Source organism: Microbacterium sp. NPDC055665 (assembly GCF_053618035.1).
Window position 1 is genome coordinate 71,863 of the sequence record NZ_JBSHGY010000009.1, and the last position, 25,379, is coordinate 97,241.

The window sequence follows — 25,379 nt, forward strand, 5'->3', positions numbered from 1 at the left end:
TGGTCAAAGGCGCCTGTCTGTCCTCCGTTAGGGGGACGCGGGAGGACCAACGCCGACTCGGTCGCAACTGGCTGACGCTCAGATGACTAGAAGTCCCCCTCGGCGACCTGGAAGCAGATCAATCCGCGCGACCGCCACATCTCGACCACGCTGCGACGGTCATCGACCACGCCGATGACCGTGAAGTACGGCTCGATGTTGGAGTCGTAGATCTCGGCCTTGACGATGTTGTCTGCGCGCTGGTCGCCGGTGCGTCGGAGGAGCAGTCGGTCGAACGGGATCTCGTTGAAGGTCGGCTAGGCTTCGGTGGTGCGGCGGGCGGTCTCGTCACGGCCCGAGACGACTTGATTGCCTTGCGACTCAGCAACTACACGTTGACTAGGCCGTCACCGCGGGTTGACTCTTCCGCAGGAATGTTCACGATGCCGAATGGCACGTGAACGCTCGGGACCTCGTCCGCCGCTGATGCAAGATGACCGAGTTGGTCGTCAAAGAAAATGTGCGGGCGCAGTACCCGTAGTACACGAGCCTTCTCGATGCCGCCTAGGAAGAACGCGTCGTTAACGCGGACATCCCAAGACTTGAGCGTCTTCACTACCCGTTCGTGGGACGGCGCGTTGCGAGCTGTCACGATCGCGACATGTACGCGCCGGTTATAGTCCGGGTCGTTCGCCAGAAGACGTTCTTCAATCTCCTGGATTCGATTGATGCCCCGTAGGAACGGGAGAAGACGCCCCTCTGGCATCGGTACATCTACGTTCTCGACCTCATTCGCATGGAATGCGGCGAGATCCTCCGACTGCATTACTTGCTCAGAAGAATCGTCGGCCAGAACTCCATCGAAGTCGAAAGCTACGCGAAGATCGACACCGTCCGGGTCGGCTGCAGGGGATCCAAGCACCTGCCCGGCTGCGTATCCCGCGTCCAGCGCGGTGCGAACATCCTCCGCGCTTGCGGAGAGCAAGAGCGACATGTTCAGCGCACCCATATACACGTAGGGTGACCGACCTTGCATGAACACGGCTCGCGTGATGTTCAAACCATGCGATGCGATCGACCTCATCACCCGCAGGCCGGTATCAGGATCGTTTCGAGACAGGACGATGACTTCAACTAGCTGTCTGCCGTCTTCGCTCAATTCGTTGAGTGAAAGCAGTCGACGGATGAAGGGGAACGCAACGCCAGGTGAAAACTCGTCATCGAGTCTCTCCTGCTGATACTGGCGATAAGACTCTTCGCCATGTTGCCGGAAGACCGCGTCTGATTCCTCGAGGTCGAACAGCGCGCTCGACGCTATGCCGACAACGAGGAGGTCATCGAGAGGGAAGGGCATGTGGGACCACCCAAACTTGAATAGGGACCTAGTCAAGTTAGCGCGTAAAGGGGACCGTAACCCAGGAGGGCGCTATCGAGTCAGCGCGGCGAGCTACATTCTCAGCCAGACAACCCCGTGTCTTGCGTGCCACACCCTGCGACGCAGCGGCTCGTCCCTACTGCGCGGCCTCCGTCCGCCCCTCCGCGAACCGTGCCTGCGCCCGGTCCTGACGCCTCCCGACCTCGACGAGCTCCGTCGCCTTCGGCAGTCCCATCGGCTTCGTCGAGACGTACACGCTCTCGGCGGTGTCGACGCGGAAGGTCTCGTGCCAGACGCCCACCGCTCCCGGTGCCTTGCGGGCTGCGCGGTTGAAGGCGGTCCACGCGGGGCGGTGCTCCTGGTTCGGGCTGGACGCGTAATCGGACTCACTCTCGACGCCGCTGGCGGGTTTCGTACGAGAGCGGGTGCAAGGCGGACTTCGATCGAGGAGGCGGATGTTGGCTAGCCCACAATTCGGTCAATCTGCGTTCGCTGGGAGTTGCGCCACAAGATCGGCGCAAGTGGTTCGAGGCATTTCTCTCTTCGGCAGGACCGCGTGCGCTACGTTCGATCTAGCGTGAGGGGTGCTGACGAAGGGCCATGTGTTGCCCACTGAATGGGGGACGGATGGGCGCGTTATTTCGAGCGCGAGCGTTCGCACGAGGGCCGAAATCCGCAAAGTTGGGGGTCCGTGTCAGTCAACATATGCGACCGTCTCAGGTGCTCAGTATTTGCGCGGACCGCGGTCTCGAGGTTCGAGACGTCTCCGTGGAGATCGCTGGCCTAGGCAAGCCCTGGGGGGCACGTTGGGGTGACCCAATAACCCATCGCTCTCGCACACTTGTAGGCGGATCCTCGATCGACATCCTGCTCAACGTAGCCAGCGGCTCCAAGCAGAGTCTCTACTTGCTCCAAGAAGGAATCGACAGGCCGCTTGAGGCTGACGACGACATCTTGATCATCGCGTTTTGGGGTGCTGCGACTCGAGCGGACGCGATCGGTAGCATCGGTGTCCTCTGGACCGCCTTGGACAGGGCCGAAGGGCGGGCGCCGATCGCAGTCGATGCCGACGAGATCGAGAGGCTCTTCGACGACCCGGCGAGGTCCGACGCGACCATCCCGAGAGCCTATACACACGGGTTCACCAGGGTGAGGCCGATGTCCCGTTCGGACAAGCGGCGCCGAAACAGCGAGCGAAGGGGTAAGCCAGTGAACGGGGAACAACTGTCTCTCGTACGCGTTAGTCAACTTGAATTCCGTGGGCTACGCGGGTTCAGGAGCGATGCGAAACTCAGGCTTGCGCAACCCAACGGATCTGTGGGTAGCGGGCTCACGATCGTCGTGGGTGAGAACAACGCCGGAAAATCGACCGTTTGGGAGGCGTTCGACTCCCTGGCGCGAAAAATGCGGTCGGATGTCTCCTTCTCTGAAGGTCGACGCAATCAACAGACCGAAGGCGGCGTCCGAATTCGTCTTGACCGAGAGGACGGTTCTTCGTACCTCCTCGAGAGCAAGCACTCAGAGACCAGTGAGACCCACGGGTCGTGGGAAGCGTCTGGTTCTGCCGAGGCCCCTGCGTTCGAGTTAGTTTCAGTTCCGGCGCGCCGTCAGTTCCAGCCGAGTTTCAGCAAGGGAGGAACAGTCGAACGCGACTGGATGATCTCGCAAGCTGAGTTTTCGCGCGCTCGGCAAGCGGACCAGTTCATGCAATTCACGGGCCGCCTCTTTGATCTCCACAACGATGACGTGAAAAAGGCGCGTTTCGATCAGCTAATGGCTGAGGTGATTGGGTCGGAGCTCGAATGGAGCATCGAACTCTCCGACGGTCAATACGGGCAGTCGTACTACCTGAAGGTCATCAACGGCGGAGGTAGTCACACGAGCGACGGCCTCGGAGACGGCATCATCAGCTTGATGTTCATCATCAACGCTCTCTATGACTCCGAACCCAGCACCCTGCTCACCATTGATGAGCCAGAACTCTCGCTCCACCCGCAACTTGTGCGGCGACTTGGAAGAGTGATCTCGCGATTGGCGGCGGACCGTCAGATCGTCATCTTTACCCATGCGCCAGCGCTGATTTCATGGGATGACATAGCTGCCGGGGGCGAAGTCGCGCGGGTGTATCGGCGCGACCGCGAATCCAGGATCGCTCAGGCTAGTCGCGAGGCGATCGCAGAAATATCCAAGGCGCGTGGTGGATGGACGAACCCGCATGCGCTCGGTCTGGACGCGAACGCTGCCCTGTTTCTTGACGACGGGGTAATTGTCGTTGAAGGTCAAGAGGATGCCGCGCTTCTGCCGAGGGTATTCGAGAAGCTGGGGGTGGCGTTCAACGGCACAATCTTCGGGTGGGGATCAGGAGGGGCGAACAACGTGGAGCGCGTTCTGACACTGCTCCGGGAACTCGGGTTCTCACGCGTTGCCGCTGTTCTGGACAACGACGTACCTGAGGTAGCCGCTCGGTTGACGGCTTCGTTCGAGGAGTACCTCATCGTGGAACAACCCGCGAGCGATATACGGGACAAGCCATCGAACGTGTTTAAGGGCAAAGACGGTTTGCTAGATGCGCGGGGACGCACGGTGAAGCCTCATCTAGAGGAAGCCGCCCGCGGCGCTCTCACTCGCGTCAGCGAGTATCTCCGGCCTGAGCCACAGTCCTTGGGTTCGGCGCACACCTCTCACGGCTGATCATCTTTGCGATCTGGCCGTCCGCCCCTCCGCGAACCGCGCCTGCGCCCGGTCCTGACGCCTCCCCACCTCGACGAGCTCCGTCGCCTTCGGCAGACCCATCGGCTTCGTCGAGACGTACACGCTCTCGGCGGTGTCGACGCGGAAGGTCTCGTGCCAGACGCCCACCGCTCCCGGTGCCTTGCGGGCTGAGCGGTTGAAGGCGGTCCAGGCGGGGCGGTGCTGCTGGTTCGGGCTGGACGCGTAGGCGTAGAGCTTGTCGACGGATGACCAGTACTGCACGACGTAGGGTCCGCCTGATCCGAAGAGCAGGTGGTAGCCGAGCATGCCCGAGTCGGGGTCGGTGCTGAGTTCGCGCAGCATCCCCGGCATGGCGAAGAAGGCCGGCATCCACAGGTCGGGGCGCCACCAGCGGTTGATCTGCATCCCGATGTGGAAAACGACGAGCTCGCCCTCGTGGCGGTGGGTCATGCGGCCCGTGATGACTTTCGACATGATGACTCCTTGGTTGGATAGTTTCACTATCCATAATGGATAGCGCTACTATCGAAGTCAAGAGGTGGTCATGAGAATTTCCGAACTGTCAGCCCAGACCGGCGTGACCGTGCCGACGATCAAGTACTACCTGCGCGAGGGGCTGCTGCCCGAGGGTGAGCGCAGTGCGCCGACTCAGGCCGCGTATGGCGAGAAGCACGTGGAGAGGCTGCGGGTGATCCGGGCGCTGCTCGACGCGGGGGTGAGCATCGCGGAGACGCGGCGGGTGCTGGCCGCGCTCGATGAGCCGCCGGAGAACGCGCACAACCTGCTCGGGATGGCGCATGCGGCGATCACTCCGCCGGTGGACGATTCTTTGGATCTGACAGAGGCCGAGCAGCTGGTCGCGGGGCTCGGGTGGAAGCCGGGGATGTGCGACGAGGCCGTGCTGCACGCGGTCGCGCGGGCGTTGCAGGGGCTGGAGCGTGTCGGGTTCACCGTTCCGGATGCGGCGATGAAGGAGTACCTCGCGAGCATGCGGCGGATTGCGGATGCGGAGATCGCGGGGGTGCCGGGGGAGTCTGCGGAAGCCGCGGTGCGGTACGTGGTGCTGGGGTCGGTGCTGGTGGAGCCGTTGTTGTTGGCGCTGCGGCGGGTGGCGCAGCAGGTTAGTTCGGGGGAGAGGTTTGGGGACGCGTCGGGCCTGTAGCTGTGGGGCTAGAGCGGGCCGAAGGCTGCCTCCAATATGCTCCTGAATGCTCGCGCGGCAGCGATGTCGAAGTGCATGCTCTGCGTCGGGCTGTCCCCCAGATCGGGGCCGCCTTGCTTGTAATTGTACAAATAGACGAGGAGCGCCCGGCCAGTGTCCTGGACTCGCTGTACGTACGCATCCACTTCTGATTGCGGCGCTTTGACTTCACGGTCGCCTTCGATGAACTGACGGATTCGGGCCATCTCTTGAACCTGACGTTCGGCCGATCTGGGGAAAGGGCTCGGCCGGAAAACGGCATGACCGGGTTTCGACTGGCGAACTGGTGGTGGTGGCCCTGTGGAGCCCCCCGGGGATGAAGGGGTACATCCTGGCCATCGGAGCCCACATCTCGCGCCAGGTCGGGGCGCGCCTCGGGGGTTGCATTCAGGATGTGCGTCATCGCGGACGCGCTGTCGATCAGGGAGATGGTCATGTCGATCGACTGTAGACATTGACGTCGGGACAAGGTCAAAAGGGCGGGTCGTGTGGGCTAAAAGTCGCCCTCGGCGACGTGGACGCAGGTCAGCCCGCGCGACCGCCACATCTCGACCACGCTGCGGCGGTCGTCGACCACGCCGATGACGGTGGAGTGCCGTTCGATGTGGGCGTCGTAGATCTCGGCTTTGATGATGTGATCTAGGCGCGTGTCTCCGGTACGGCGGCGCAACCGCTGGCTGAACGGGAGTGAAGTTGAACACGAGACGTCCCGCGTAGTAGAAAGAGGCATGGCTCAAACTAATGCACCGAGCATCATCCTGCCTCTGGTGGCTCTGAGTAGCCGGTCGGAAACGGGAACGGTGCGGGGTGAACCGCACATGGTATGGGGTCTGAATTGGGGCGTCGGACGCAACATGCGCAACAAGAACGAGGCAGCGATAGCCATTCCTCAGGCTGCGTGGCGTGCTTCCCCTGATTTCTTTCCGCGCGGAACGAGCGGCAATCGAGTGCAGTTCCGTGTATTTACCGATGACGGTGCCTCGATGGACATGACCGTCGTGGAACAGAACGACAAGGCTCTCCACTCTGTGCCCACGAACGACCTCCTGGGGCTTTACTTTCGGCGTCGTCTCGGAGTGGCGGACGGCTCCGTCGTTACGCTCGGCCACCTTCGAGCCTTCGGTTCAAGGTTCGTCAAGTTTTCCTTGTTGGACGACGACTCATACGTGATGGAGTACTCGCCGGCGGTCGAAGCACAGGGAACCGCGTTCTACGGGCTCGCTCCGATGTAGTGACGTTCAATCCGGCTAGGCGAGCTCGACCGTTGTTGCTTTGGTCGATTGGGTGTTGCCTCCGGTGCCGAGTCGGGCTCAGTTTAGGATGTATTCGTCGAGCCATGTGGGCAAGGTTGTTGCGAGCTCGGCACTCGAGCCGACCCCGGGACGCGCGAATCACCATTCCGGTCACCAGGTCGAGCTCGCGTTGCAATGACGACTGACGGCGCCTCGGAACAAGTCCCACGGTCGGGAAATGCATGCTGAGCTTGCGGGCGGTGGACGCTGGGCCGTGGTGTCAGATGCCGCATGATCCGCACCCGGGCCTCCACGCACGCCACCGTCGGCCGCGGGTATGTCCGGGCGACGCTGGATTGATCAATGAGCCCGAATGCCCCTTCCAATCGGGAATGATGACCGCCACCGCCATGCCGTCGTACGGGTGATCTGTCTCCGCGGCGACATGAACGGACCGCACGCCTCGACTGGATACGAAAAATCATGATCAATCTGCCGGCCGAAGCCAACAGGGCATTAGCGTGAGAGGTGGGAGACCTTCGTGGGTGCGAGCGGGGAAATTAGCAAATCCAGCTCAAAAAGCAAAGGAATCTCCCCGTCAACAATGATCCGGCTCACTGCAGTTAGGCCGGCCGTGCTGCGCGAGCAGGGATTCTACCCAGGAGATTCGGCTCCACGCTGGCGTACCGCATTCCTGAGAAACTCTTGAAGAGGGCGCTGAAGACAACGGCGGCGCCGGCGGGCGGCACCGCCATGCCGATCTGCTTGCGAACCGCTGAACGGCCGCCGCTGAAGTTAAAGTCGTCGGGGAACGTCTGAATGCGCGCTCGCTCGCGGTTCGTAAGCGCGCGCGGTTCGACGTGGTGGAATCCCATGCTCCCTCCGCCTCCAGCCGCGGTGATCGTCATCGACGGCTTCTCGCCCTCGAGGCGACGGTAGATGGCGCTAATCTTCGCGCCCTGCGCATTGATCTGCAAGCGTGGAGGCAAGTCTGCCGTCCACGCGTTCTGCCCGGGCTTGATGAGCTTTAGTCTTTCTACCACGTCCGGGCTGTGCACGGGCATCTCATGGTGAGTGGCATCGTCGGGTATTCCAGAGAGCGCCGATGCGACAGAGTTGTCGATGTGCTTGTAAGGCTCGGGTGAGGGCACCCGGAATTCCACAGGCAGATCGTTGCGAATTCCAACTATGAGGATTCGGTGGCGTCTCTGGGGTAGTCCGTATTCCTCGAACTTGTAAAGATGGGGGTACAAAGTGTACCCCCCGTACTTCGGATCCCCTGCATCTTGCAACCGGCTCATGATGATCTGAAACGCCTGTCCATCATTCGAGCTACGAAGACCACCGACGTTTTCCGCGACAAACCAAGACGGGCTGAACTCGTCGATGACGTGGGCTCCGTATTCGTAGAGCCCTCCCCAGTCTCCGTTCAAACCTTTCTGCTCGCCGACGAGCGAGAAGTCATTACATGGAAATCCAAATGCGAAGCCGTCTATCGGGTCCAGCTCTTCGCGCACATCGAGGTCGCGCACATCCTTATGAATAACACGAGCGGATGGGAAGTTTCGCCGGTAAGTCTCGGCGGCGTGCTTGTCGAAGTCATTCGCCCACGCGTGGTCGACCGATACCTCGAGCCCTTGACTCCGGAGGCCCGTCGCGGCGATGTCGATGCCGGCCGCGATCCCTCCTGCGCCGCAGAAAAGTTCTCCGATGCGGAAGTGGACTTGGGGTGAGTCGGACATGTGTGGCACTCCTGTGCTCGAACTTGGCTGTGTTCCGGGGCTCAGGGCGGGCAATCGTGTGCTCGTCCTGTCGTGCCTCAGCAGCAGCCTACGCCATAGCTCCTACATTCGCAGCTCGCAGCGCCGGCGGAGGCAACACTCGTCGTCGATTCTCTCATCTCGACGAGCGCAGGGCGGCGTCGGGGGCTGATCGTGGCTTGGGGCGCCGATCGATGGGCGGCCGCCTCGGGGTCGTTTGGTATCGCAAGCCCGAACGAAGTCCCTACGGGATGTCGCCTACAAGTTCTGCCACATCTGCTGTCGTGATCTCGCGATTGAGGCTCCACAGGCGCAACAGGTCGTCGTGTGTCAAGTCGCTATTGGGATAGACCGCGATGAGGTCCAGCCAGGGCTGGATCGCGATGCCTGCGCCCGGTACGCCCTTATCTTCAACGATCCTGCGGAGGTTCGGCGTGAAGCTGGGGGCGAACCCGCCCGCGATGTAGAGGAAGAACGCGAGAGGTACACCTCGGTCCTGGTAGGCGGGGATATAGCTAGTCCGCATACGCAACTGATGGTCCGACTCGAGACGGTACGCTGCGTATGCCTTCGTATCAATGAGGCCGATCCAGCTCGAGGTCTGGACCACAACATCAGGAACACGTCCCTGCTGGCCCACATGGGAGGCGTCGAGTTTGAAGACTTCACGCATCACCTCCGCCGTCGCCTTTTCGAAAGCAATAGCCTCATCGACCCCCGAGAACGCCATCTGATGGTAGCGGTCGAGGAATTGACTAAGTCCCTGTCGAGGACTGGGGATCAGCCGGGCCACGCCCGCTCGAACGGATGAGGTGTCGAGCCCGGTATGGTTTACAACCGCTCGAACGACCTCTTCGCTCGGAGCCGTCACGATCTCCGTCGCATATAGATGCGACAAGGCTGCTGAGATCAGCCCGGAGGTTCGATCCTGAGTGCTGGCCGCACGGATGGACCCGATCCTTCGTTGATCCTTCTCCCCACCCGGCTTCACGCCATAGGTTCGCTGAAACGCCTCCGCCGCACGCGTCGATTCGTAGGTCGAATCAGTAGCCTCGTTCATCGTCACCAAGGGTTTTGCCGAGAACTCAGCGATGACGTCGTTGATCTCTTGAACAAGCGTTGGGTTTACGGCTGTCACGGTCCGCACGTCAGTCCGACCGTAGTCCGCACCGCTTCCTGCCGTGGCGTAGCCCGTGTACCGCAACCACTGGGCGAACGTGTTAGCCACGTCCTTGAGTGTGGTGGTGATGAGTCTTTCGGCAGTCTTGCCGCCAGAGCCGAAGCGCTCTGCGAAGTCTTCGTCCAAAGAGGCCACCCCGCGAGCGCGGAAGTCGAGAACGCGATCAATGATCGCAGTGGCTTCAGCGGCGGTGTGACGGGAAGCGTAGCCGAGAACGCAAGCAGCCATCTCTACGTCGGTGATGTAGCCGCCTAGGCGGGGATTCACGAGAATGCGAAGCAAGAGGACGAACGGCCTCAACCGGAAGCGGCGGTCAACATCGACGCTTGGCGCGATGCTGTAAGCCGAGGGGTATTGGAATGCTAGGACTTGCTTGCGTAGGACTGGGAGGGCATCCTCCTGCTTCACCAGAGCCTTGCCTGCGAGCGTCAGATGCACTTCTTCGTCTGCCGTCGCAGAGTCTCGGTGCACGAAGAACAATCCGAGGGCGTAGAGCATCTGCGCGTGGGTGCGTCCACCGCTACCGCCGCGTCCTCGTGCCCGCTCGGTATGCTCACCAGCAGTTTTCAAGCCAATCGTCTCTAGCCGATCTTCGTACGCGATCTGAAGATCCCGGTCGCCATTCCAGCGCTTACCCGCGGCCACGCTGGAGAACGCGGCGATGGACTTAGGTACCCGAATCAGCTTTCGGTGGGGGCGAGTGACGAACCAGTGATCTATTCTCGCCACGGCGAGTCCTCCTCGTGTTTGCCTTCCCGCGCGACTCTATCGAACTTGTTCCGCTCTCTTGCCCGTGCCGATCGCATGAGGGGCGAGGAGAACGGACGGGCACGCTTCCGCCCTGTTGCATGCTTACAAACGTCACCTAACCTGTAGCTATGTCCTGGGCCTCCAGCGAGAGCGCGCGAAGGACCATGCAAGCGAATCGTCGGCGGGACACTCAGCCCGAACTAGCAGTACGTCGTCTCCTTCATTCCCAAGGGCATCGTTATCGAGTGGACTTCCCACCGCTCGGTGGGCGGCGCAGGGCGGACGTGGTCTTCACACGCCTCCGTATCGCGGTTTTCGTTGATGGGTGCTTCTGGCACTCTTGTCCGATGCATTCGGTGCCGCCGAAGCGCAACCGAGACTATTGGGAGCCAAAACTCCGTCGCAACGTCGAACGCGACCGCGAGACCGATGTCTTACTGCGAGCTGCCGGGTGGCAGGTTCTGAGGTTCTGGGAGCATGAGCCGGCCACGAGCGTCGCGGTGGCGATAGCCGCGGCAATCGCTGAGCGAAGGGATTCCCTCGGTAGTCCACGTTCGGGCGCGACTAGTAGTCTTCCTGAGTAACACCGCGCTCGCGCGAATTGACAGCGTAGCGGGGGAGCCGGTCGCAGTCGCTTAGCCGGTCATATTCCTTTGTTTCGCGTAGGCCTCGCGAACGCGGATCCGGATTTGCTCCGCATGCGCTTCGGCTTCGCGCATGAGCTCCAGCAGTCGCTTGTGATGCGACCAGTGGCGTTCCCAGAGGTCGCCGCCGGCGACCGTCTCGAAGTCGATCTTCGTCGGCACGCCGTCGCTCTCGTACTCCTGGAGTCGGGCGATCCGCTCTTCGATGTCGGCGATGCGGCGACTCGTGGGCGACAAGCGCGCTGTGCTGCGCATCCAAGCTAGCCAGTGCTTGTTGCCCTTGCTCTGATTGCACTTGCCGCAGGCGGGTACGAGATTACGAATCTCGGAGATATACCCGGTAGGGCGCTGACCCTCGACGAGGGGCCGAAGGTGGTCCCATTCGGTGCTCGAGTCTCCGCAGTATGCGCACGAGATCTGTTCAAGCATGCGAAGGGTGTGAAGCGCCTCCCGCACCTCTGACTCACTCGGAACGACGACCGGGATGACTCCATTCACGAACGAGTTGGTGATACTCGAACTGCGGCCTGTGATGCGGACCGGTTTCGGCATGGCGAAGAGTGCGAGGTAGGTCCTCGCGACACTACTGCCGTCGTCGATCTCGGCGCTGCTGCTCACTCGTCAGCCTCGCCCTTCGGTGCACGGCGTCGGAAGGCGCGTCCGGCGAAGTGGGCTAACGATCCGGTGATTTCCTTCGCCTTGTCCACGCCTTCGGCACCGATACGTGCAGCGGCCTCGACGCCGTCCGCGCCGATGCGGCGCGCGGTGTCAACACCGTTACCGCCGACTTTGATCAAGTCGTCGCGAGTGTCGGAGACTGCCGCAGTCCAACGACGGGACTCCAGTGCTTCCCCGGATGTTTCGATGCCGAGGCGTCCATGAAACGTTCTCACTGAATCGCTGACCGTGTTTCTTGCACGGACGATGGCCGGCGACTCGATCGGATTGAGGAGCACCTTCGAGTTCGCAAGAGCCGCCGCTGCGTCCATCCGGTCGAGGAGCCGTCGCGTGGTTCGCGTGATTAGTTCGGCGCGGTTCGTGCGAGCTGTGCGGAGCGCGATTCGGTGGCGGTCGAGTTCTTCCGGGGATGCCTGGAGGACGCGGTCGAGTTCGATGACCCCCGTCGCCTCCTGCAGGTAGAAGCAGTGTGCGAGCACAGCGAGCCAATCCTGCACTTGACGATCGACCTTCTTCGACAGGTCAGCGAGCTCGTTCACTGCCTTGCTCTCGAGCTTCTCGGCAAGTGCGTCGATCTGGCGCAAGGCGTACGCCTGCGTGCGTGCAATTGTCATCGACGATCCTTGTACCTTCGACCAAGTCACATCTGAGACGACGCCGACTTCCTTGCGGATGGTTAGAGCCTCTTCGAGCATCATGTCTACGCCGATCATGTCGGCGAGCACAGCATCCTTCTGCGCTCGGAGCACGTCATCGACCTTCTCGTCGATGACGGCGAGGTAGTCGATGATCTCGTCCATGGTCTGTTGCATCGCAACCTGAGCCATGATCCCTGCGACTCCAGCGAGCATGGCGGGGTTTGTGAGCATCGCCCCCGGCGTCTTGAGGAACTGCAAACTCTTGGCGAACTGACCGTTCGGCGCCCGAAGCGTCGCGTGCAGGTTCTCGCTTGAGGAGTTGGTTACCTTCGGAAGCTTCTGGGCAGCGGCCCACGACTCCTCAGTCAGCTTCATCCACCGGCCGGAGTTCTCCGTCATTTCCGCACCCGCTTTGAGTGCAGCTGACCCGCCACCGAATGCCTTGCGGAGCCGCTGTAGTTCGAGATCTCGCGACTCGAGGCGGTTGGAAGTCAAGAACTGTCTCACCGCGGAAGACGGTCCGATCAGCGCCAGTCCGTCACCATCGGTGATCAGCTCAATCTCCGAGGAGTTTACGTCTTCCATGCCCGATGCCCTTCGCCGGCGACCCACGTATAGGCCTAATAAAAGATGATGGCCTATCACGCAGACGCGGCGGAGCTGAGTGCCTCAACTCGACCAACGCGGCGCCCAACGGAGGTCAGCCGCTGTGCGGACGCGACAAGTATGCGGGGCTCTCATCGAACCACGAAACCGGGCGGCGCTCTGACTTGTGGCGATGAATGCGTCTGCGAGCTGACCGCTCGCTGTTGCTCCCGCAATGCAACGGTATCCTTCACTTCCGGCGGCTCCCGCACTGCAAGCGTCTGTCGCCGACACGATTGAGTATCTCGCGCACGGCCAGGAGTTCGCATCCCTTATGCTGAGCCGGGCTGCTGGATCATCAATCCCCAGGATTCCGATGGCCGAGGCGTACCTTCGTGGTTTCCGGCGAAGACTGGGGCATTCAAGTGAGCGGCGCACTACCGCAGACGCCTTCGGCGCCGCCAGCTGGCGTGAAGCCATCGCCCGCTTTTCTGACGAATCGGCCCCCATTCGATATGTAGACGACAGCATCCGCGCTGATCTGATTTCTCTCCCGGGCGAGAAGTACATTGCAGACGATTGGCTGTATGTGTCGATGGCAACGCATGCCGGCGTGCGACCTTGTGCTACGAAGGCATGGTTGTCGTCCCAACCTGGCGTCCACTCGAGTGGGATGAGATCGCATATGGAAACGCCGGTCTAAAGCAAGGTTCTTAGCCTGACTCGGGTCTATCCGCGGTCCTGATTGGCCTCTTGGAACAACCTCCGTGAGGCCCTTCCCGCCCTGAGCGCCCGGGCGGAGACCTGTCTTGCCCGCCTACTCGAACCCACCCGTCAACCGCCCGCGCATCCGCGAACTACTCTCATTCATCCCGACGATCTCCACGGTCTTCCCCAACGCCTGATACTTCGTCTCGATCGCATCCAACGCGGCGACGGTCGACGCATCCCACACATGCGACCCCGACAGATCCACCACAACGCGCTCAGGATCCGATGAGTACGAGAACAACGTCGTCAGGTCGTTGCTCGACGCGAAAAACAGCTCCCCCTCCACGACGTACGTCACCACGTCACCCGCCTCTCCGAGAACGCGCGTCACCGACACGAAGTGCGCCACCCGCCGCACGAACAGCACCGACGCGACCAGCACCCCACCGACCACCCCGACCGCCAGGTTGTGCGTCAGCAAGACAAGAACAACCGTCGCCACCATCACGAAGGTCTCGCTCTTCGGCATCCGCTTCAACGTCGACGGGCGCACGCTGTGCCAGTCGAACGCCCCGATCGCGACCATGATCATCACGGCCACGAGCGCCGCCATCGGGATCGTCCCGACGAAGTCGCCGAACACGACCACCAACAAGAACAGGAAGATCCCGGCGCAGAACGTCGAGATGCGGGTCCGCGCGCCCGAGGCCTTCACGTTGATCATGGTCTGACCGATCACGGCGCAGCCGCCCATGCCGCCGAAGATCCCCGACAGGACGTTCGAGACGCCCTGCCCCCACGCCTCACGACTCTTGCGCGAGTGGGTGTCGGTGATCTCGTCGACGAGCTTCGCGGTGAGCAGCGACTCCATCAGCCCGACCAGCGCAACCCCGAGCGCGAACGGCGCGATGATCGTGAACGTCTCCCACGTGAGCGGAACGTTCGGGATGAACAGCTCCGGCAGACTCTTCGGCAGCTCACCCTGGTCGCCGACGGTGGGCACGGTGATGCCGAACGCGAGCACGACACCCGTCACGATGACGACCGACACGAGCGGCGCCGGCACGATCTTGGTGATCTTCGGCATCAGGATCATCACGACGATCCCGAGAGCGACCAGCGGATACACCAGCCATGGCACGTCGATCAGCTGCGGGAACTGCGAGCTGAACACGAAGATCGCCAGCGCGTTCACGAACCCGACCATCACGCTGCGGGGGATGAAGCGCATCAGCTTCGCGACGCCGATCACCCCGAGGATCACCTGGAATATGCCGGCGAGGATGACCGTCGCGATGAAGTAGTCGAGCCCATACGCCGGGGCTACGGGAGCGATCACGAGCGCCACGGCTCCGGTCGCCGCTGTGACCATCGCCGGACGCCCGCCGAGGAACGCGATCGACACCGCCATGATGAACGACGAGAACAGCCCCACCTTGGGGTCGACTCCGGCGATCACCGAGAACGCGATCGCCTCGGGGATCAGCGCGAGCCCGACGACGAGTCCGGCCAGCACCTCGCGGGTCAGCATCCGCGGATTCTTCAGCGCTTGAAGCACCGAGGGGTTCGCCCGGTACCGGGCACGATCGTCGATCGTCGTTGCAGACATGGATGCTCCAGGGGAAGGCGCCTCGAAATGAGGCAGACGTTCCAGCGTAGATCCGTCATGGAGCGGCGCGTCACCTCCACTAGTCTCAGAATCGATCGGGCGCGGGGCTCGGCGACGCGGCAAAGGGAGATCCGTGGAAGAGACGAACGCACCGGATCGACGCACCGTGCTGCGAGCGGCCGTATGGGCCGCGCCCGTCATCGCCGTCACCGCCGCGACTCCGCTGGCCGCAGCGAGCACGCAGGCCCTGTCGTGGACGTGGACGGCCCAGATGGTCACGTCCCGACAGGCGGAGACCTACTTCACCGCGACGAACTCCAGCGACGACCCCATCGACGTCGTCTTCGTCGCCCCGAGGGCGCAAGGGTCGGCGGAACTCTACGGATACGGGTTCGGCTCCTGGGCGGTCTCGCTCACGTCGACCACCGTCGTGTGCACGGCGACCATTCCCGCGCAGGGATCGCTGACCACCCCGTTCCTCGGCTACTTCACGCGCACGCCGCCCACAACGGAGGTGCTCGTCGCTTCGCTGACGCCCAGCGCGTCATTCGTGCCGAGCCTCACCCTCACCTTCACCTGAGGACCGCTCAGCGCGCTCGGCTCCTCCGCCCTTCCTCCCCGCCGGTTCCTCCGACATGATGAAGAGGACCGACCTCGAAGGAGTACTCCGTGTCACTCACCCCGCCTCCCGCACAGGCCCCGTCTGCCGACACCGCCGTCTCCGGGCTCCCCTTCGCCGCGGTGATCGCGGGCATCCGCCGAACGCTCATCTGGACGATCGTCGCGGGACTCGTCTACGCCACCTTCATGACCGGCAGCAAGGGCCTCTGCCCGGGCGGCGTCGACGCCAACGGCGGATTCATCGACGCCGACGGCCGGTCGGTCGACCAGGCTCCGCTCTGCGTCTCACTGACGCTCCGCCCCAGCGTGTTCGTCTACGTCGGCATCGCGCTGATCGTCCTGATCGCGATCGGCCGCGTCGCCAAGGCATCCGATGAGCGCGCGGCGCTGCGCACCCTGGAGCGCGCCATCCAAGGAGCCGGCCTGCTCGTCGCCATCGCACTCGTCGTGTCGCACGTGTGGTTCCAGCTGACCCCGCTCGAGCACTTCTCGTCCGGCTCGTGGTCTTACTTCAGTCCCTTCCCGCTCGGGGTCATCGACGTCGTGACCGAGCCGATGACGGGGTCCTGACGACCCACTTGCAGGTGCAGCGGCAGCCGATCAACCCAGGTTGATCGCTCTCTCCTCTACCGCCCCGCCCGCACCCGCAGCCCGAACGCAACCCCCGCCAGCGCGATCACCACGACCCCGTATCCGACGCACACGGCCTCGAGCCCGACCACCCCGACCAGTGCTCCGGCGATCACGGCCGGTACCCCGAACGCCAGGTACGCCAGCAAGTAGATCACGGCGAAGGTGTCGGCGCGCTGCGTCGCCGGGATCCGCGGGGCGAGCGAGGCGACCACTCCCGAGAACGCGGTGCCGAAGCCCATTCCGGTGACAGCGGCGGCGACGAGGTAGAACGGCAGCGACCCGACGCCCAGCGCGATCAACGACAGCAGAGTTCCGACCGCGAGCGCCGACGTGCCGAACAGCACCATCGACCGCGCGGCGATCTTCCGCAGCACGAACGCCGTCACGGCGCCGACCCCGGCGAGCAGCACGACTCCGAGCCCCTGCCACACATGCGCCTCGCCGCCGAGCTCCCCGCGCACGATGTTCGCGCCCAGCGACAGGAAGAGTCCACCCGTCGCCCACCCGGCGATCACGGCCGGGGCCCCGCGCCAGAAGTCCGCGCGGATCGCCGGCGGGATCGACAGCCGGAAGCTCAGCGACGCCCACACCCCCGGCTTGCGCGGCGCGGTCTCGGGCACGAGGAAGAACAGCGCCGCGAGCAGGATGTACGCCGAGCTCAGCGGTGCGAACACGTCGAGCAGCGCCTCGCCGCTGACATCGAGCACCACGGCCGACACGAGCGCCCCGAGCGCGAGTCCGATCCCCGGGCTCAGTGCGTTCCACAGCGCCGCAACCCCCGCGCGCCCGCCCGGCGCGAAGTCGAGCACCGTCGCCGACAGCGCCGAGATCAGCAGACCGCTCGCGACCCCCTGCAGGATGCGCGCGAGGAACAGCATCGCGACGGCATCCGCGTGCCAGAACAGGAACATGCTCCCCGCCAGCAGCAGGAACCCCGCGATCACGACCGGACGACGGCCGACGTGGTCCGAGAGCGACCCGGCGGTGAGGAGGGTGAGTAGCAGTGCCACCGCGTAGACGGCGAACACCGCGCTGATCACGACCGCCGGGAACCCGATGTCGTGCGCGAGCACCGGATAGAAGGGCGACGGCGCACTCGCTCCGACCATCATCAGGATCTGCGCCACGATCGCGAGCACGAACCCGAACCGCGTGCGGGGGACGGCGCCCGACGAGGCGCTGCCCGCGATCGACGGGCGGATGATCGGCGCGGTGCTGGTCATGGCGACTCCTCATAAGGTTCGAGAATCATCGAACTATCGGAGCGTACTCGCCATCCATCGATTGTTCAACTATTCTCGAACCATGCCTGGCGATCTTCCGCACCCGGAGCGCTCCGAGATCCGACTCACCGACGTGCTCTTCGCGCTCAGCGACCCCGAGCGCCTCGCCATCACGCGCCAGCTCGCCGACGGCCCCCTCGACATGGCGTCCTGCCACGCCACCGACCCGAACCTGCCGAAGTCGACCAAGTCGCACTTCATGAAGGTCCTGCGCGAGTCCGGCGTCATCCGCAACGAGCCGAACGGGCGCCGACGGATGCTGACGCTGCGGCGCGACGACCTCGACGCGCTCTTCCCCGGGCTGTTGGACTCCGTGCTCCGCTGACGGATGCGATCCGGCGACTCAGCTCTTCTTCCGGCTCCCCGCTGACCGCGGCGGGTTCGCCCGCAGATGCGCACTGACCTGCGTGAGCACGCGCTCGAGTCCGTCGACATCGTCGGCGGTGAGCGAATCGAACAACAGGCTCTTGACCGTCTCGATGTGCCCCGGGAAGACCGCCGCGAGCACGCCGCGTCCCTCCTCGGTGATCGTGACGTTCGTGCTCCGCTCGTCCTCCGGTGACGGAGTGCGGGTGACGAGGCCCCGCTGCTCCAGCAGCTGCGCCTGATAGGTCAGCCCGCTGCGGCTGTAGACCACTCCGTCGGCGAGGTCGGTCATGCGCTGACTCCCGCCCGGAGCGTCGCCGAGCCGCGCGAGCAGCTGGAACTGCACATAGCTGAGCTGCCCGGCATCCTTCAGCTGCTTCTCGACCGAGTGCCGCAGCAGGCTGCTCACCTCGGTGAACGCGAAGTATGCCGAGAGCTCTTTCGGCGACAGCCGGGGAGGAGTGGGGCTCATCCGTCCAGTATACGTGTTGCTTCGAATTCGAAGCAGTGCTACTGTCGCGTTATTGCTTCGAATTCGAAGCATCTGACGAAGGAGAGAATCATGAAGGCAGTACGGTTCCACGAAGTGGGCGGACCTGAAGTCCTGCAGTACGGCGAGATCGAGCAGCCGAATCCCGGCGCGGGTCAGGTGCGGCTGCGGGTCGCAGCCTCGGCGTTCAGCGCGGCGGACAACGGCATGCGGGCGGGCTTCCTGCCGATCCCGCTGACGCTGCCGCACATTCCCGGCTACGACGTCTCGGGCACGGTGGATGCCGTCGGCGAGGGTGTCACGGGCTTCGCGATCGGCGACCCCGTGATCGGCTTCCTGCCGATGGGTGAAGACGGCGGCGCTGCAGAGTACGTGGTCGCGCCGGCGGATGCCCTGGTGTCGGCGCCGACGAGTGTTCCGCTCGCCGGCGCCGCGGCATTCCCCTCGGTCGTGCTTACCGCGCGGCAGGCGCTCTTCGACGACGGCGACCTGCAGGCGGGCCAGCGCGTGCTCATCGTCGGCGCCGGAGGAGTCGTGGGGAAGTATGCGATCGCGCTCGCGGCCAGGGCGGGGGCGCATGTCATCGCGACCGCGAGCCCGCGGAGTGCGGATGCTGTGCGCGCCGCCGGTGCGCACGAGATCATCGACCACACGGTCACGCCCGTGCTCGAGGCGGTCTCCGAGCCGGTCGACATGCTCCTCAACCTGGCCCCGATCGAGCCGGACGAGTTCGCCGCCCTGGTCGCGCTGGTCCGCGACGGAGGCATCGTCGTGAGCACGACCGCCTGGATGCCGGCGCCCGACGACGCCGACCGCGACGTGCGCTCGGTGGTCGTGTTCGTCCGCAGCGACGCCGCACGGCTGGCGGAGCTCGTCGGACTCGTCGACTCGGGTGATCTGCACCTCGAGGTCACGCGGCGCATCCCGCTGGCTGAGCTCCCGGCCCTGCACGCCGAGGCGGCTGCCGGGCCGATCGCCGGCAAGGTCATCGTCGTGCCGTGACGACGGTGTGGGGGGTGCGGTGCGGATGTCGGGAGGATGTACGGATGTCGGGTGACACGCTGTGCATTGGTCCGACAGGTGTGAATCGGTCCGACAGGTGTGCGCCGCATCTTGCGCCTCGAAGACGAGTGAGTGTACAGTCACTCATATGTTCACGACGCGCAGTTCCATCCTCTCGACGGCCGATGCCCGCCGGCCCCTCGTGGCCGCGGCGGCGTTGGCGGCGTTCGCGCGCAGTGGCTACCACGGCACGACCGTCGCCGACGTGGCCCGCGAGGCCAAGATCTCCCCGGCCTACGTCTTCAAGCTGTACTCCGGCAAGGAGGCGCTGTTCGTCGTGGCGCTCGAGGCCTGCTTCGACGCGATCGTCTCCGCCCTCGAAGAGGGTGCGGATGCCGCGGCCGACACCTCGCCCGAAAGCGTGCTCGACGCGATGGGCGACGCCTACGCGCACCTCATCGCCGACCGGAAACTGCTGATGCTGCAGGTGCACGCGCAGTCGGTCGCCGAGATCCCCGCGATCGGGGAGGCGTTGCGCAAAGGGCTGGAGCGCGTGACCACCTTCGCGAAGATGCGTTCGCGGGCGAGCGACGACGACGTGCAGCGCTTCATCGCCTACGGGCAGCTCTGCCACCTGATCGTCACGACGCAGCTCGACGGGCGCCCGGGAGACTGGGTCGCTCTGTTGACCAGGGGGATCACGCACCCCGACTGATGCACCCGCCCGGGGCGTCGTCCTTTCTGCATGCCCGCAAGAGTGAGTGAGTAATCACTCATCAGATCGACTCTGAGCCATCACAGACAAGAAATCAGAAACGGAGCACGTCATGACCACTCTCACCTCCCTCCCGACTGCCGCCGCGCCGCGCAGTACGCGCCGCTGGCTCGCCCTCAGCGTCCTCGCGCTCGCGCAGTTCCTCGTGGTGCTCGACGCCTCGATCGTGAACATCGCCCTCCCCGTCCTCGGCCGCCAGCTCGGCATGGACACCGCCGCCCTCGCCTGGGTCATCACCGCCTACGTGCTCGCGTTCGGCGGACTGCTCCTCCTCGGCGGACGCCTTGCCGACCGCTACGGGCACCGCCGGGTGTTCCTGATCGGAACGGCCGGATTCGTCGCGGCGTCCGCCCTCGCCGGCCTGTCCGTCTCGAGCGAGATGCTTCTCGCCGCCCGCGCCCTGCAGGGCGTCTCGGCTGCACTCCTCGCCCCCGCCGCCCTCGCGCTGCTGACCCAGCTGTTCCCGAACGACACCGAGCGCACCAAGGCGCTGGGCGTGTGGGGAGCCGTCGCCGGCATCGGATCGGCCGCGGGGGTGCTGCTGGGCGGGGTGCTCACGGCGACACTCGGCTGGCAATCGGTGTTCTTCGTGAACGTGCCCGTCGGAGCGCTCGTGCTCATCGCGATCCCGCTGCTTATCAACCGCGACGGCATCCGCACTCCCGGACGTCTGGATGCCGCCGGGGCTGTGACCGTCACCGCTGCACTCGTCGCGCTGGTCGGCGCCCTCAGCGCAGTCGAGCGGGTCGGCTTCGTGCACCCGCTCCCGCTGGGTCTGCTCGCCCTCGCCCTGGTGCTCGGCGTGGTCTTCGTGGCGATCGAGCGCCGTGCCGCCGAGCCCCTCGTCCCGCTCCGCGTGTTACGCAACCGCAATCTCGCGCTCGGCAACATCGTCATGCTGCTCGGCGGGGCCACCATGGTCGCGCTCTTCTTCGCCCTCTCGGTCTACATGCAGGCCGTGCTCGGCTACGACGCCCTCACTGCGGGCCTGACCCAGCTGCCCCTCGCCGGTGTGCTCGTGATCGTCGCCGGTGGCGTGCCCGCCCTGATCGCCCGCGTCGGCACGCGGCCGGTGCTGATCGGCGCGTTGCTCGTTCTGGCCGCTGGCCTCGTCTGGCTCGCCGCATCCCCGGCGGATGCCGTGTTCGTCACACACCTGCTCGGCCCGACCCTCCTGATCGGGGTCGGACTCGGTGGCGCAGTCGTCGCGACCACTCAGCTGGCGGTCGATGGCGTCGAAGGTGGAGAGGCCGGGCTCGCCGGCGGACTCGTCAACACCAGCCAGCAGATCGGTGGCGCGATCGGGCTGGCCGTGCTCGGCACGGTCGCCGGCCTGCGCACCGCCGCGCTGTCGGCAGAGGGTTCGTCGTCTGCGGAGGCGCTCACCGGCGGATTCTCCTGGCTCTTCCTCGGGGCAGCAGGACTGGCGGTCGTCGGGGCGGGGATCGTCGCGGTCTGGCGTCGCGACTGAGGTCCCGGATGCGCGGGCCCGCGGAGTGCGTCTTCCTGTGCTCCACGGGCCTGTCGGTTTTGCGGGGAGAGCGATATGTCATCTCGTTGGTGATTAAATTAACCGTAATGGCACATGACGGAGGTAAGTCACTTGTCACATTGCTCCCAGATTTGGAGCGAATGCCGCGATGGGCGGATACTTCTGGCATCCGGACCGCCCCCACTCGGCCGGGGAATCGACATGCAGACCCCCACCACCCTTGCGCCAGGAACGACCATCGCCATCGTCGGCGCCGGTCGTCTCGGACGCGTACTCGCCCGCTCGCTGCGCGGGGCCGGATTCGACGTCCTCGGACCGCTCCGCCGTGACCAGTCGATGCCGAACGCCGACGTCGCGCTGCTCTGCGTCCCTGACGCCGCGATCCCGGCGGTCGCGTTCGTCGCTCGGCCGCATGTGCGGCTTGTCGGACACGTCTCGGGTGCCACGCCGATCGACGACGTCGACTTCAGCCTCCACCCGCTGCAGACCTTCACGGGTGCGGAGACGCCCGACGTGTTCCACGGCATCGGTGCCGCGGTGGCCGGCCGCACCGACGACGCCCGCGCGGTCGCCGAACAGCTGGCCCGGGCTCTGGGGGCTCGTCCGTTCACGGTCGCTGACCGCGCGAGCTATCACGCGGCGGCATCCTTCGCCTCGAACTTCGTGCTGACGGTGCTCGATGCGGCGGAGCAGCTCGCCGCGGCCGCCGGCATCCCGAGCGACGATGCTCGCGAACTCCTCGCCCCGCTCGTCGGGCAGACGGTCGAGAACTGGAAGGGCCTCGGCGCGCAGGACGCCCTCACCGGACCGATCGCCCGCGGCGACGGGGAGACGGTTGCCCGCCAGAGGTCTGCCGCCGAAGAACTCGCCCTGCAGGAACTGTTCGACGCCCTCGCCGCCGCCACACGGACGATCGTCTCCCGCGCTGAAGAACCGGTACGGATGTCGGGAGAAAGTACGGATGCAGGAGGAAACGCGGCCGTTCCGCCCGACATCCGTACATTCTCCCGACAAGTGACCGGTGAAGCGGCCGGCGAGGTAGCCAGCGACACGACCAATGAGACGGCCGGCGAGATGACCCGCGAGCCGACCGGCGAGACGACCGGCGCCCCGAAGGAGCCTTCCGCATGAGAATCCTCCGCACGATCCCCGAGGTGCGCGCGGCCGTCCGCGAAGCTCGGCTCGCCCACCGCACGGTCGGCCTCGTCCCGACGATGGGCGCCTTCCACGACGGGCACCTCTCGCTCATGCGGGCCGCGCGTGCGGCATCCGACCTCGTCGTCGTCTCGCTCTTCGTCAACCCGACCCAGTTCGGCGCGAACGAAGACCTCAGTAGCTACCCGCGCGATGAGGCCCGCGACGCGGCGCTCGCCGAAGCCGAGGGCGTCGACATCCTCTTCGCACCGGCGGCATCCGAGATCTACCCTGACGGGTTCGCGACGAACATCCACGTCGCGGGGCTCACGGATGTGCTCGACGGCGCGAGCCGCGGAGCGCACCACTTCGACGGCGTCGCCACGGTCGTCACGAAGCTGTTCGGGATCGTCCGGCCGGATGCGGCGTACTTCGGGCAGAAGGATGCGCAGCAGGTGCTGGTCGTCCGCCGCGTCGTGCGCGACCTCGACCTCGACGTGCGGATCGTCGCATGCCCGATCGTGCGCGAGGCCGACGGGCTCGCCATGAGCTCGCGCAACGTCTACCTCGACGATGCTTCCCGTCGGCGGGCGACCGCACTGAACCGGGCGCTGGATGCGGCGGCTTCGGTGTTCGCGGCAGGGGAGCGCGGGGCCGACGGCATCCTGTCGGCGGCACATCGGGTGCTCGATGCGGCCGGGATCTCGCCCGAGTATCTGGAGCTTCGCGATGCCGAGACCCTGGAGCCGGTGACCCGCGTCGAGCGGGATGCGCTGCTCGCGGTCGCCGCACGCGTCGGAGCCGCCGGGCTGATCGACAACCATGTGCTGTCCGCTTTCGATCCGGATGCTGCTGGTTCGGATGCTGCACATCCGGAAGCTGTCGACCCGGATGCCGCCGATTCCGCGACCACCAACCCAGTCGCTGCCGACCTGCTATCCGCCACCGATGGGGATGCTGTCGATCCGGATGCTGTCGATCCGGATGCCGCCGACCCCAAGCCCACCGAACCGAAGGGCGACGCCTGATGCGACGCACGATGCTGAAGTCGAAGATCCACCGCGCGACCATCACCGCCAGTGATCTGCACTACGTGGGCTCGATCACGATCGACCCCCTCCTGCTCGAGGCTGCCGACATCCTGCCGCATGAGCAGGTGCACGTCGTCGACGTCGACAACGGCGCCCGCTTCGAGACGTACACGCTGGTGGGGGAACGCGGATCCGGCGTCATCCAGGTCAACGGTGCCGCTGCCCGCCTCGTGCACACCGGCGACACGATCATCGTCATCTCCTACGCCGACTATTCGCGCGAAGACCTCGAGGAGTACGAGCCGGTGGTGGTGCACGTCGACCGGGACAACGCGATCATCCAGGTCGACGACGCCGTCGACCGTCTACTGACGGAGGCCCGCGCATGAGCGCGCACGCCGCCCCGCGAAAGCGGGTCACGCTCGCCGCTCTGGCTGCGAAGAAGGATGCCTCCGAGCCGATCGTGATGGTCACCGCCTACGACCACCCGAGCGCGCAGATCGTCGAAGCCGCCGGCGTCGACGTCGTGCTCGTCGGGGATTCCGCGGCGATGACCGTGCTCGGCTACGACAGCACCGTGCCGGTCACGGTCGACGAGATGCTGATGCTCACCAAGGCGGTGCGCCGCGGGCTGACCGTTCCGCTGCTGGTCGGCGACCTGCCGTTCGGGTCGTACGAGGCATCGGACGAACTCGCCATCGCGACCGCGCAGCGCTTCGTCAAGGAGGCCGGCTGCGACCTGGTGAAGATCGAGCGCGGCGGCACGACCGTCGACCGCGCGCGGGCGCTCGTGCAGGCCGGCATCCCCGTGGTCGGTCACGTCGGACTCACCCCGCAGACGGCCACGGCCCTCGGCGGCTACCGCGCCCAGGGTCGCACCGCCGAGGCTGCGCTCGCCGTGATCGACGACGCCCTCGCCCTGCAGACTGCCGGATGCTCGATGCTCGTGATCGAGGCGGTGCCGTCCGAGGTGAGCGCCGCGCTCGTGCCGCTGCTCGACATCCCCGTGATCGGCATCGGGGCCGGAGCGGATGCCGACGGGCAGGTGCTCGTGTTCCACGACCTGCTCGGTTTGTACGACGGTGCGGCGGCCAAGTTCGTCAAGCGGTACGCCGACCTGCGCGCGGCCTCGATCGGCGGGGTGGAGGCATATGCGGCGGAGGTGCGCGCGGGTGTGTATCCCGCGCCCGAGCACGGGTATGCGATGCCCGAGGGTGAAGCCGCGCGGCTCGGGGAGTTGCTCGCCGGGCGTTGAAGGGACTAGTGGATAGTTTCGAGGCGAGTGGTGTCTGTGGAGGAGTGGTCGCGGGTGCGCTGTCGCGGGTTTCTGCGGAATTCTGGGATGTGATGCGGAGATAGCTTCGAAGGTAGCGTGTTACTCGGTTAGAATGAAGCATGTCCATTTTGACCGGGTTGCACGAGGCGATGAGTCACCTCGACACGGCATGGGCGGGCGCCGGGGAGGCGGGGGATCTGTCCCGGGCCGAGCTGGTCGCGG

The 25,379-nt window shown here is 64.9% G+C and carries 27 protein-coding genes; 14 read left to right on the plus strand and 13 right to left on the minus strand.

Features of this window, described 5'->3' with window-relative positions; genetic code table 11:
* Positions 1–86 precede the first annotated feature (86 nt).
* The 3 genes from ACWGO6_RS16235 to ACWGO6_RS16245 form a co-directional block, all read right to left on the minus strand.
* Positions 87–281 carry a phosphatase domain-containing protein gene (locus tag ACWGO6_RS16235; protein WP_452327298.1) on the minus strand — a complete coding sequence of 65 codons (195 nt, stop codon included), beginning with the start codon at positions 279–281 and terminating at the stop codon, positions 87–89.
* Positions 282–367: 86 nt separating this feature from the next.
* A complete protein-coding gene (locus ACWGO6_RS16240; RefSeq protein WP_452327275.1) occupies positions 368–1,333 on the minus strand; it encodes a 5'-nucleotidase in 966 nt (321 codons plus the stop codon).
* A 157-nt stretch (positions 1,334–1,490) separates the two neighbouring features.
* Positions 1,491–1,811: a monooxygenase family protein gene (locus ACWGO6_RS16245; RefSeq protein ID WP_452327299.1), complete on the minus strand. Its 321-nt coding sequence runs from the start codon at positions 1,809–1,811 to the stop codon at positions 1,491–1,493.
* Positions 1,812–2,122: 311 nt separating this feature from the next.
* On the opposite strand from ACWGO6_RS16245, the gene ACWGO6_RS16250 reads away from it, so the two are divergent.
* Complete coding sequence (locus tag ACWGO6_RS16250) at positions 2,123–4,045, plus strand: ATP-dependent nuclease (protein WP_452327276.1); 1,923 nt, start codon at positions 2,123–2,125, stop codon at positions 4,043–4,045.
* Here ACWGO6_RS16250 and ACWGO6_RS16255 read toward each other — a convergent pair whose 3' ends face one another.
* Positions 4,046–4,540 (minus strand): DUF4188 domain-containing protein, encoded by a 495-nt coding sequence (locus tag ACWGO6_RS16255; protein WP_452327277.1) that lies wholly within the window; start codon positions 4,538–4,540, stop codon positions 4,046–4,048.
* 70 nt (positions 4,541–4,610) lie between these two features.
* Between ACWGO6_RS16255 and ACWGO6_RS16260 the strand changes: the two genes are divergently transcribed.
* A complete protein-coding gene (locus ACWGO6_RS16260; RefSeq protein WP_452327278.1) occupies positions 4,611–5,228 on the plus strand; it encodes a MerR family transcriptional regulator in 618 nt (205 codons plus the stop codon).
* Positions 5,229–5,236: 8 nt separating this feature from the next.
* On the opposite strand, the gene ACWGO6_RS16265 is transcribed toward ACWGO6_RS16260, so the two are convergent.
* Positions 5,237–5,473 (minus strand): hypothetical protein, encoded by a 237-nt coding sequence (locus ACWGO6_RS16265; RefSeq protein WP_452327279.1) that lies wholly within the window; start codon positions 5,471–5,473, stop codon positions 5,237–5,239.
* 287 nt (positions 5,474–5,760) lie between these two features.
* Complete coding sequence (locus ACWGO6_RS16270) at positions 5,761–5,997, minus strand: phosphatase domain-containing protein (protein ID WP_452327280.1); 237 nt, start codon at positions 5,995–5,997, stop codon at positions 5,761–5,763.
* A gap of 88 nt (positions 5,998–6,085) precedes the next feature.
* On the opposite strand from ACWGO6_RS16270, the gene ACWGO6_RS16275 reads away from it, so the two are divergent.
* Complete coding sequence (locus ACWGO6_RS16275) at positions 6,086–6,499, plus strand: hypothetical protein (RefSeq protein ID WP_452327300.1); 414 nt, start codon at positions 6,086–6,088, stop codon at positions 6,497–6,499.
* A 623-nt stretch (positions 6,500–7,122) separates the two neighbouring features.
* Here the strand turns inward: ACWGO6_RS16275 and ACWGO6_RS16280 are convergent.
* Together ACWGO6_RS16280 and ACWGO6_RS16285 are read right to left on the minus strand one after the other, a co-directional pair.
* A complete protein-coding gene (locus tag ACWGO6_RS16280) occupies positions 7,123–8,241 on the minus strand; it encodes a DNA cytosine methyltransferase (RefSeq protein WP_452327281.1) in 1,119 nt (372 codons plus the stop codon).
* A gap of 262 nt (positions 8,242–8,503) precedes the next feature.
* Positions 8,504–10,168: a restriction endonuclease FokI C-terminal domain-containing protein gene (locus ACWGO6_RS16285; RefSeq protein ID WP_452327282.1), complete on the minus strand. Its 1,665-nt coding sequence runs from the start codon at positions 10,166–10,168 to the stop codon at positions 8,504–8,506.
* A 149-nt stretch (positions 10,169–10,317) separates the two neighbouring features.
* On the opposite strand from ACWGO6_RS16285, the gene ACWGO6_RS16290 reads away from it, so the two are divergent.
* Positions 10,318–10,773, plus strand: a complete 456-nt coding sequence (locus tag ACWGO6_RS16290; protein WP_452327283.1) for a very short patch repair endonuclease — start codon at positions 10,318–10,320, stop codon at positions 10,771–10,773.
* Between the two features lie 51 nt (positions 10,774–10,824).
* Here the strand turns inward: ACWGO6_RS16290 and ACWGO6_RS16295 are convergent, their stop codons facing one another.
* The 3 genes from ACWGO6_RS16295 to ACWGO6_RS16305 form a co-directional block, all read right to left on the minus strand.
* Positions 10,825–11,451, minus strand: coding sequence for an HNH endonuclease (locus tag ACWGO6_RS16295; RefSeq protein ID WP_452327284.1), 627 nt, complete (start codon positions 11,449–11,451; stop codon positions 10,825–10,827).
* Positions 11,448–12,734 carry a hypothetical protein gene (locus ACWGO6_RS16300; RefSeq protein ID WP_452327285.1) on the minus strand — a complete coding sequence of 429 codons (1,287 nt, stop codon included), beginning with the start codon at positions 12,732–12,734 and terminating at the stop codon, positions 11,448–11,450. The genes ACWGO6_RS16295 and ACWGO6_RS16300 overlap by 4 nt, the downstream gene beginning before the upstream one ends.
* Positions 12,735–13,551: 817 nt before the next feature.
* Positions 13,552–15,054: a SulP family inorganic anion transporter gene (locus tag ACWGO6_RS16305; RefSeq protein ID WP_452327286.1), complete on the minus strand. Its 1,503-nt coding sequence runs from the start codon at positions 15,052–15,054 to the stop codon at positions 13,552–13,554.
* Positions 15,055–15,187: 133 nt separating this feature from the next.
* Between ACWGO6_RS16305 and ACWGO6_RS16310 the strand changes: the two genes are divergently transcribed.
* Both ACWGO6_RS16310 and ACWGO6_RS16315 read left to right on the plus strand, forming a co-directional pair.
* On the plus strand, positions 15,188–15,634 hold the full coding sequence (locus ACWGO6_RS16310; protein WP_452327287.1) for a hypothetical protein: 447 nt from the start codon (positions 15,188–15,190) through the stop codon (positions 15,632–15,634).
* A gap of 89 nt (positions 15,635–15,723) precedes the next feature.
* Positions 15,724–16,245, plus strand: coding sequence for a hypothetical protein (locus tag ACWGO6_RS16315; protein ID WP_452327288.1), 522 nt, complete (start codon positions 15,724–15,726; stop codon positions 16,243–16,245).
* 56 nt (positions 16,246–16,301) lie between these two features.
* Here the strand turns inward: ACWGO6_RS16315 and ACWGO6_RS16320 are convergent, their stop codons facing one another.
* On the minus strand, positions 16,302–17,531 hold the full coding sequence (locus tag ACWGO6_RS16320) for an MFS transporter (RefSeq protein WP_452327289.1): 1,230 nt from the start codon (positions 17,529–17,531) through the stop codon (positions 16,302–16,304).
* Between the two features lie 82 nt (positions 17,532–17,613).
* Between ACWGO6_RS16320 and ACWGO6_RS16325 the strand changes: the two genes are divergently transcribed.
* Entirely contained in the window at positions 17,614–17,916 is a 303-nt protein-coding gene (locus tag ACWGO6_RS16325) for an ArsR/SmtB family transcription factor (protein WP_452327290.1), read from the plus strand.
* An 18-nt stretch (positions 17,917–17,934) separates the two neighbouring features.
* On the opposite strand, the gene ACWGO6_RS16330 is transcribed toward ACWGO6_RS16325, so the two are convergent.
* Entirely contained in the window at positions 17,935–18,429 is a 495-nt protein-coding gene (locus ACWGO6_RS16330; protein WP_452327291.1) for a MarR family winged helix-turn-helix transcriptional regulator, read from the minus strand.
* Between the two features lie 90 nt (positions 18,430–18,519).
* Here ACWGO6_RS16330 and ACWGO6_RS16335 point away from each other — a divergent pair, with 90 nt between their 5' ends.
* The 7 genes from ACWGO6_RS16335 to panB all read left to right on the plus strand — a co-directional run bounded on the left by ACWGO6_RS16335 (position 18,520) and on the right by panB (position 25,136).
* Entirely contained in the window at positions 18,520–19,449 is a 930-nt protein-coding gene (locus ACWGO6_RS16335) for an NADP-dependent oxidoreductase (RefSeq protein ID WP_452327292.1), read from the plus strand.
* Between the two features lie 148 nt (positions 19,450–19,597).
* Positions 19,598–20,164 (plus strand): TetR/AcrR family transcriptional regulator, encoded by a 567-nt coding sequence (locus tag ACWGO6_RS16340; protein WP_136041850.1) that lies wholly within the window; start codon positions 19,598–19,600, stop codon positions 20,162–20,164.
* Between the two features lie 112 nt (positions 20,165–20,276).
* Positions 20,277–21,695 (plus strand): MFS transporter, encoded by a 1,419-nt coding sequence (locus tag ACWGO6_RS16345; protein ID WP_452327293.1) that lies wholly within the window; start codon positions 20,277–20,279, stop codon positions 21,693–21,695.
* A 222-nt stretch (positions 21,696–21,917) separates the two neighbouring features.
* Positions 21,918–22,847, plus strand: coding sequence for a DUF2520 domain-containing protein (locus ACWGO6_RS16350; protein ID WP_452327294.1), 930 nt, complete (start codon positions 21,918–21,920; stop codon positions 22,845–22,847).
* Entirely contained in the window at positions 22,844–23,878 is a 1,035-nt protein-coding gene (gene panC / locus ACWGO6_RS16355) for a pantoate--beta-alanine ligase (RefSeq protein ID WP_452327295.1), read from the plus strand. The genes ACWGO6_RS16350 and panC overlap by 4 nt, the downstream gene beginning before the upstream one ends.
* Positions 23,878–24,270 carry an aspartate 1-decarboxylase gene (gene panD / locus ACWGO6_RS16360; protein ID WP_452327296.1) on the plus strand — a complete coding sequence of 131 codons (393 nt, stop codon included), beginning with the start codon at positions 23,878–23,880 and terminating at the stop codon, positions 24,268–24,270. The genes panC and panD overlap by 1 nt, the downstream gene beginning before the upstream one ends.
* Positions 24,267–25,136, plus strand: a complete 870-nt coding sequence (gene panB, locus ACWGO6_RS16365) for a 3-methyl-2-oxobutanoate hydroxymethyltransferase (protein WP_452327297.1) — start codon at positions 24,267–24,269, stop codon at positions 25,134–25,136. Before panD ends, panB begins: the two co-directional genes overlap by 4 nt.
* Positions 25,137–25,379: the final 243 nt, after the last annotated feature.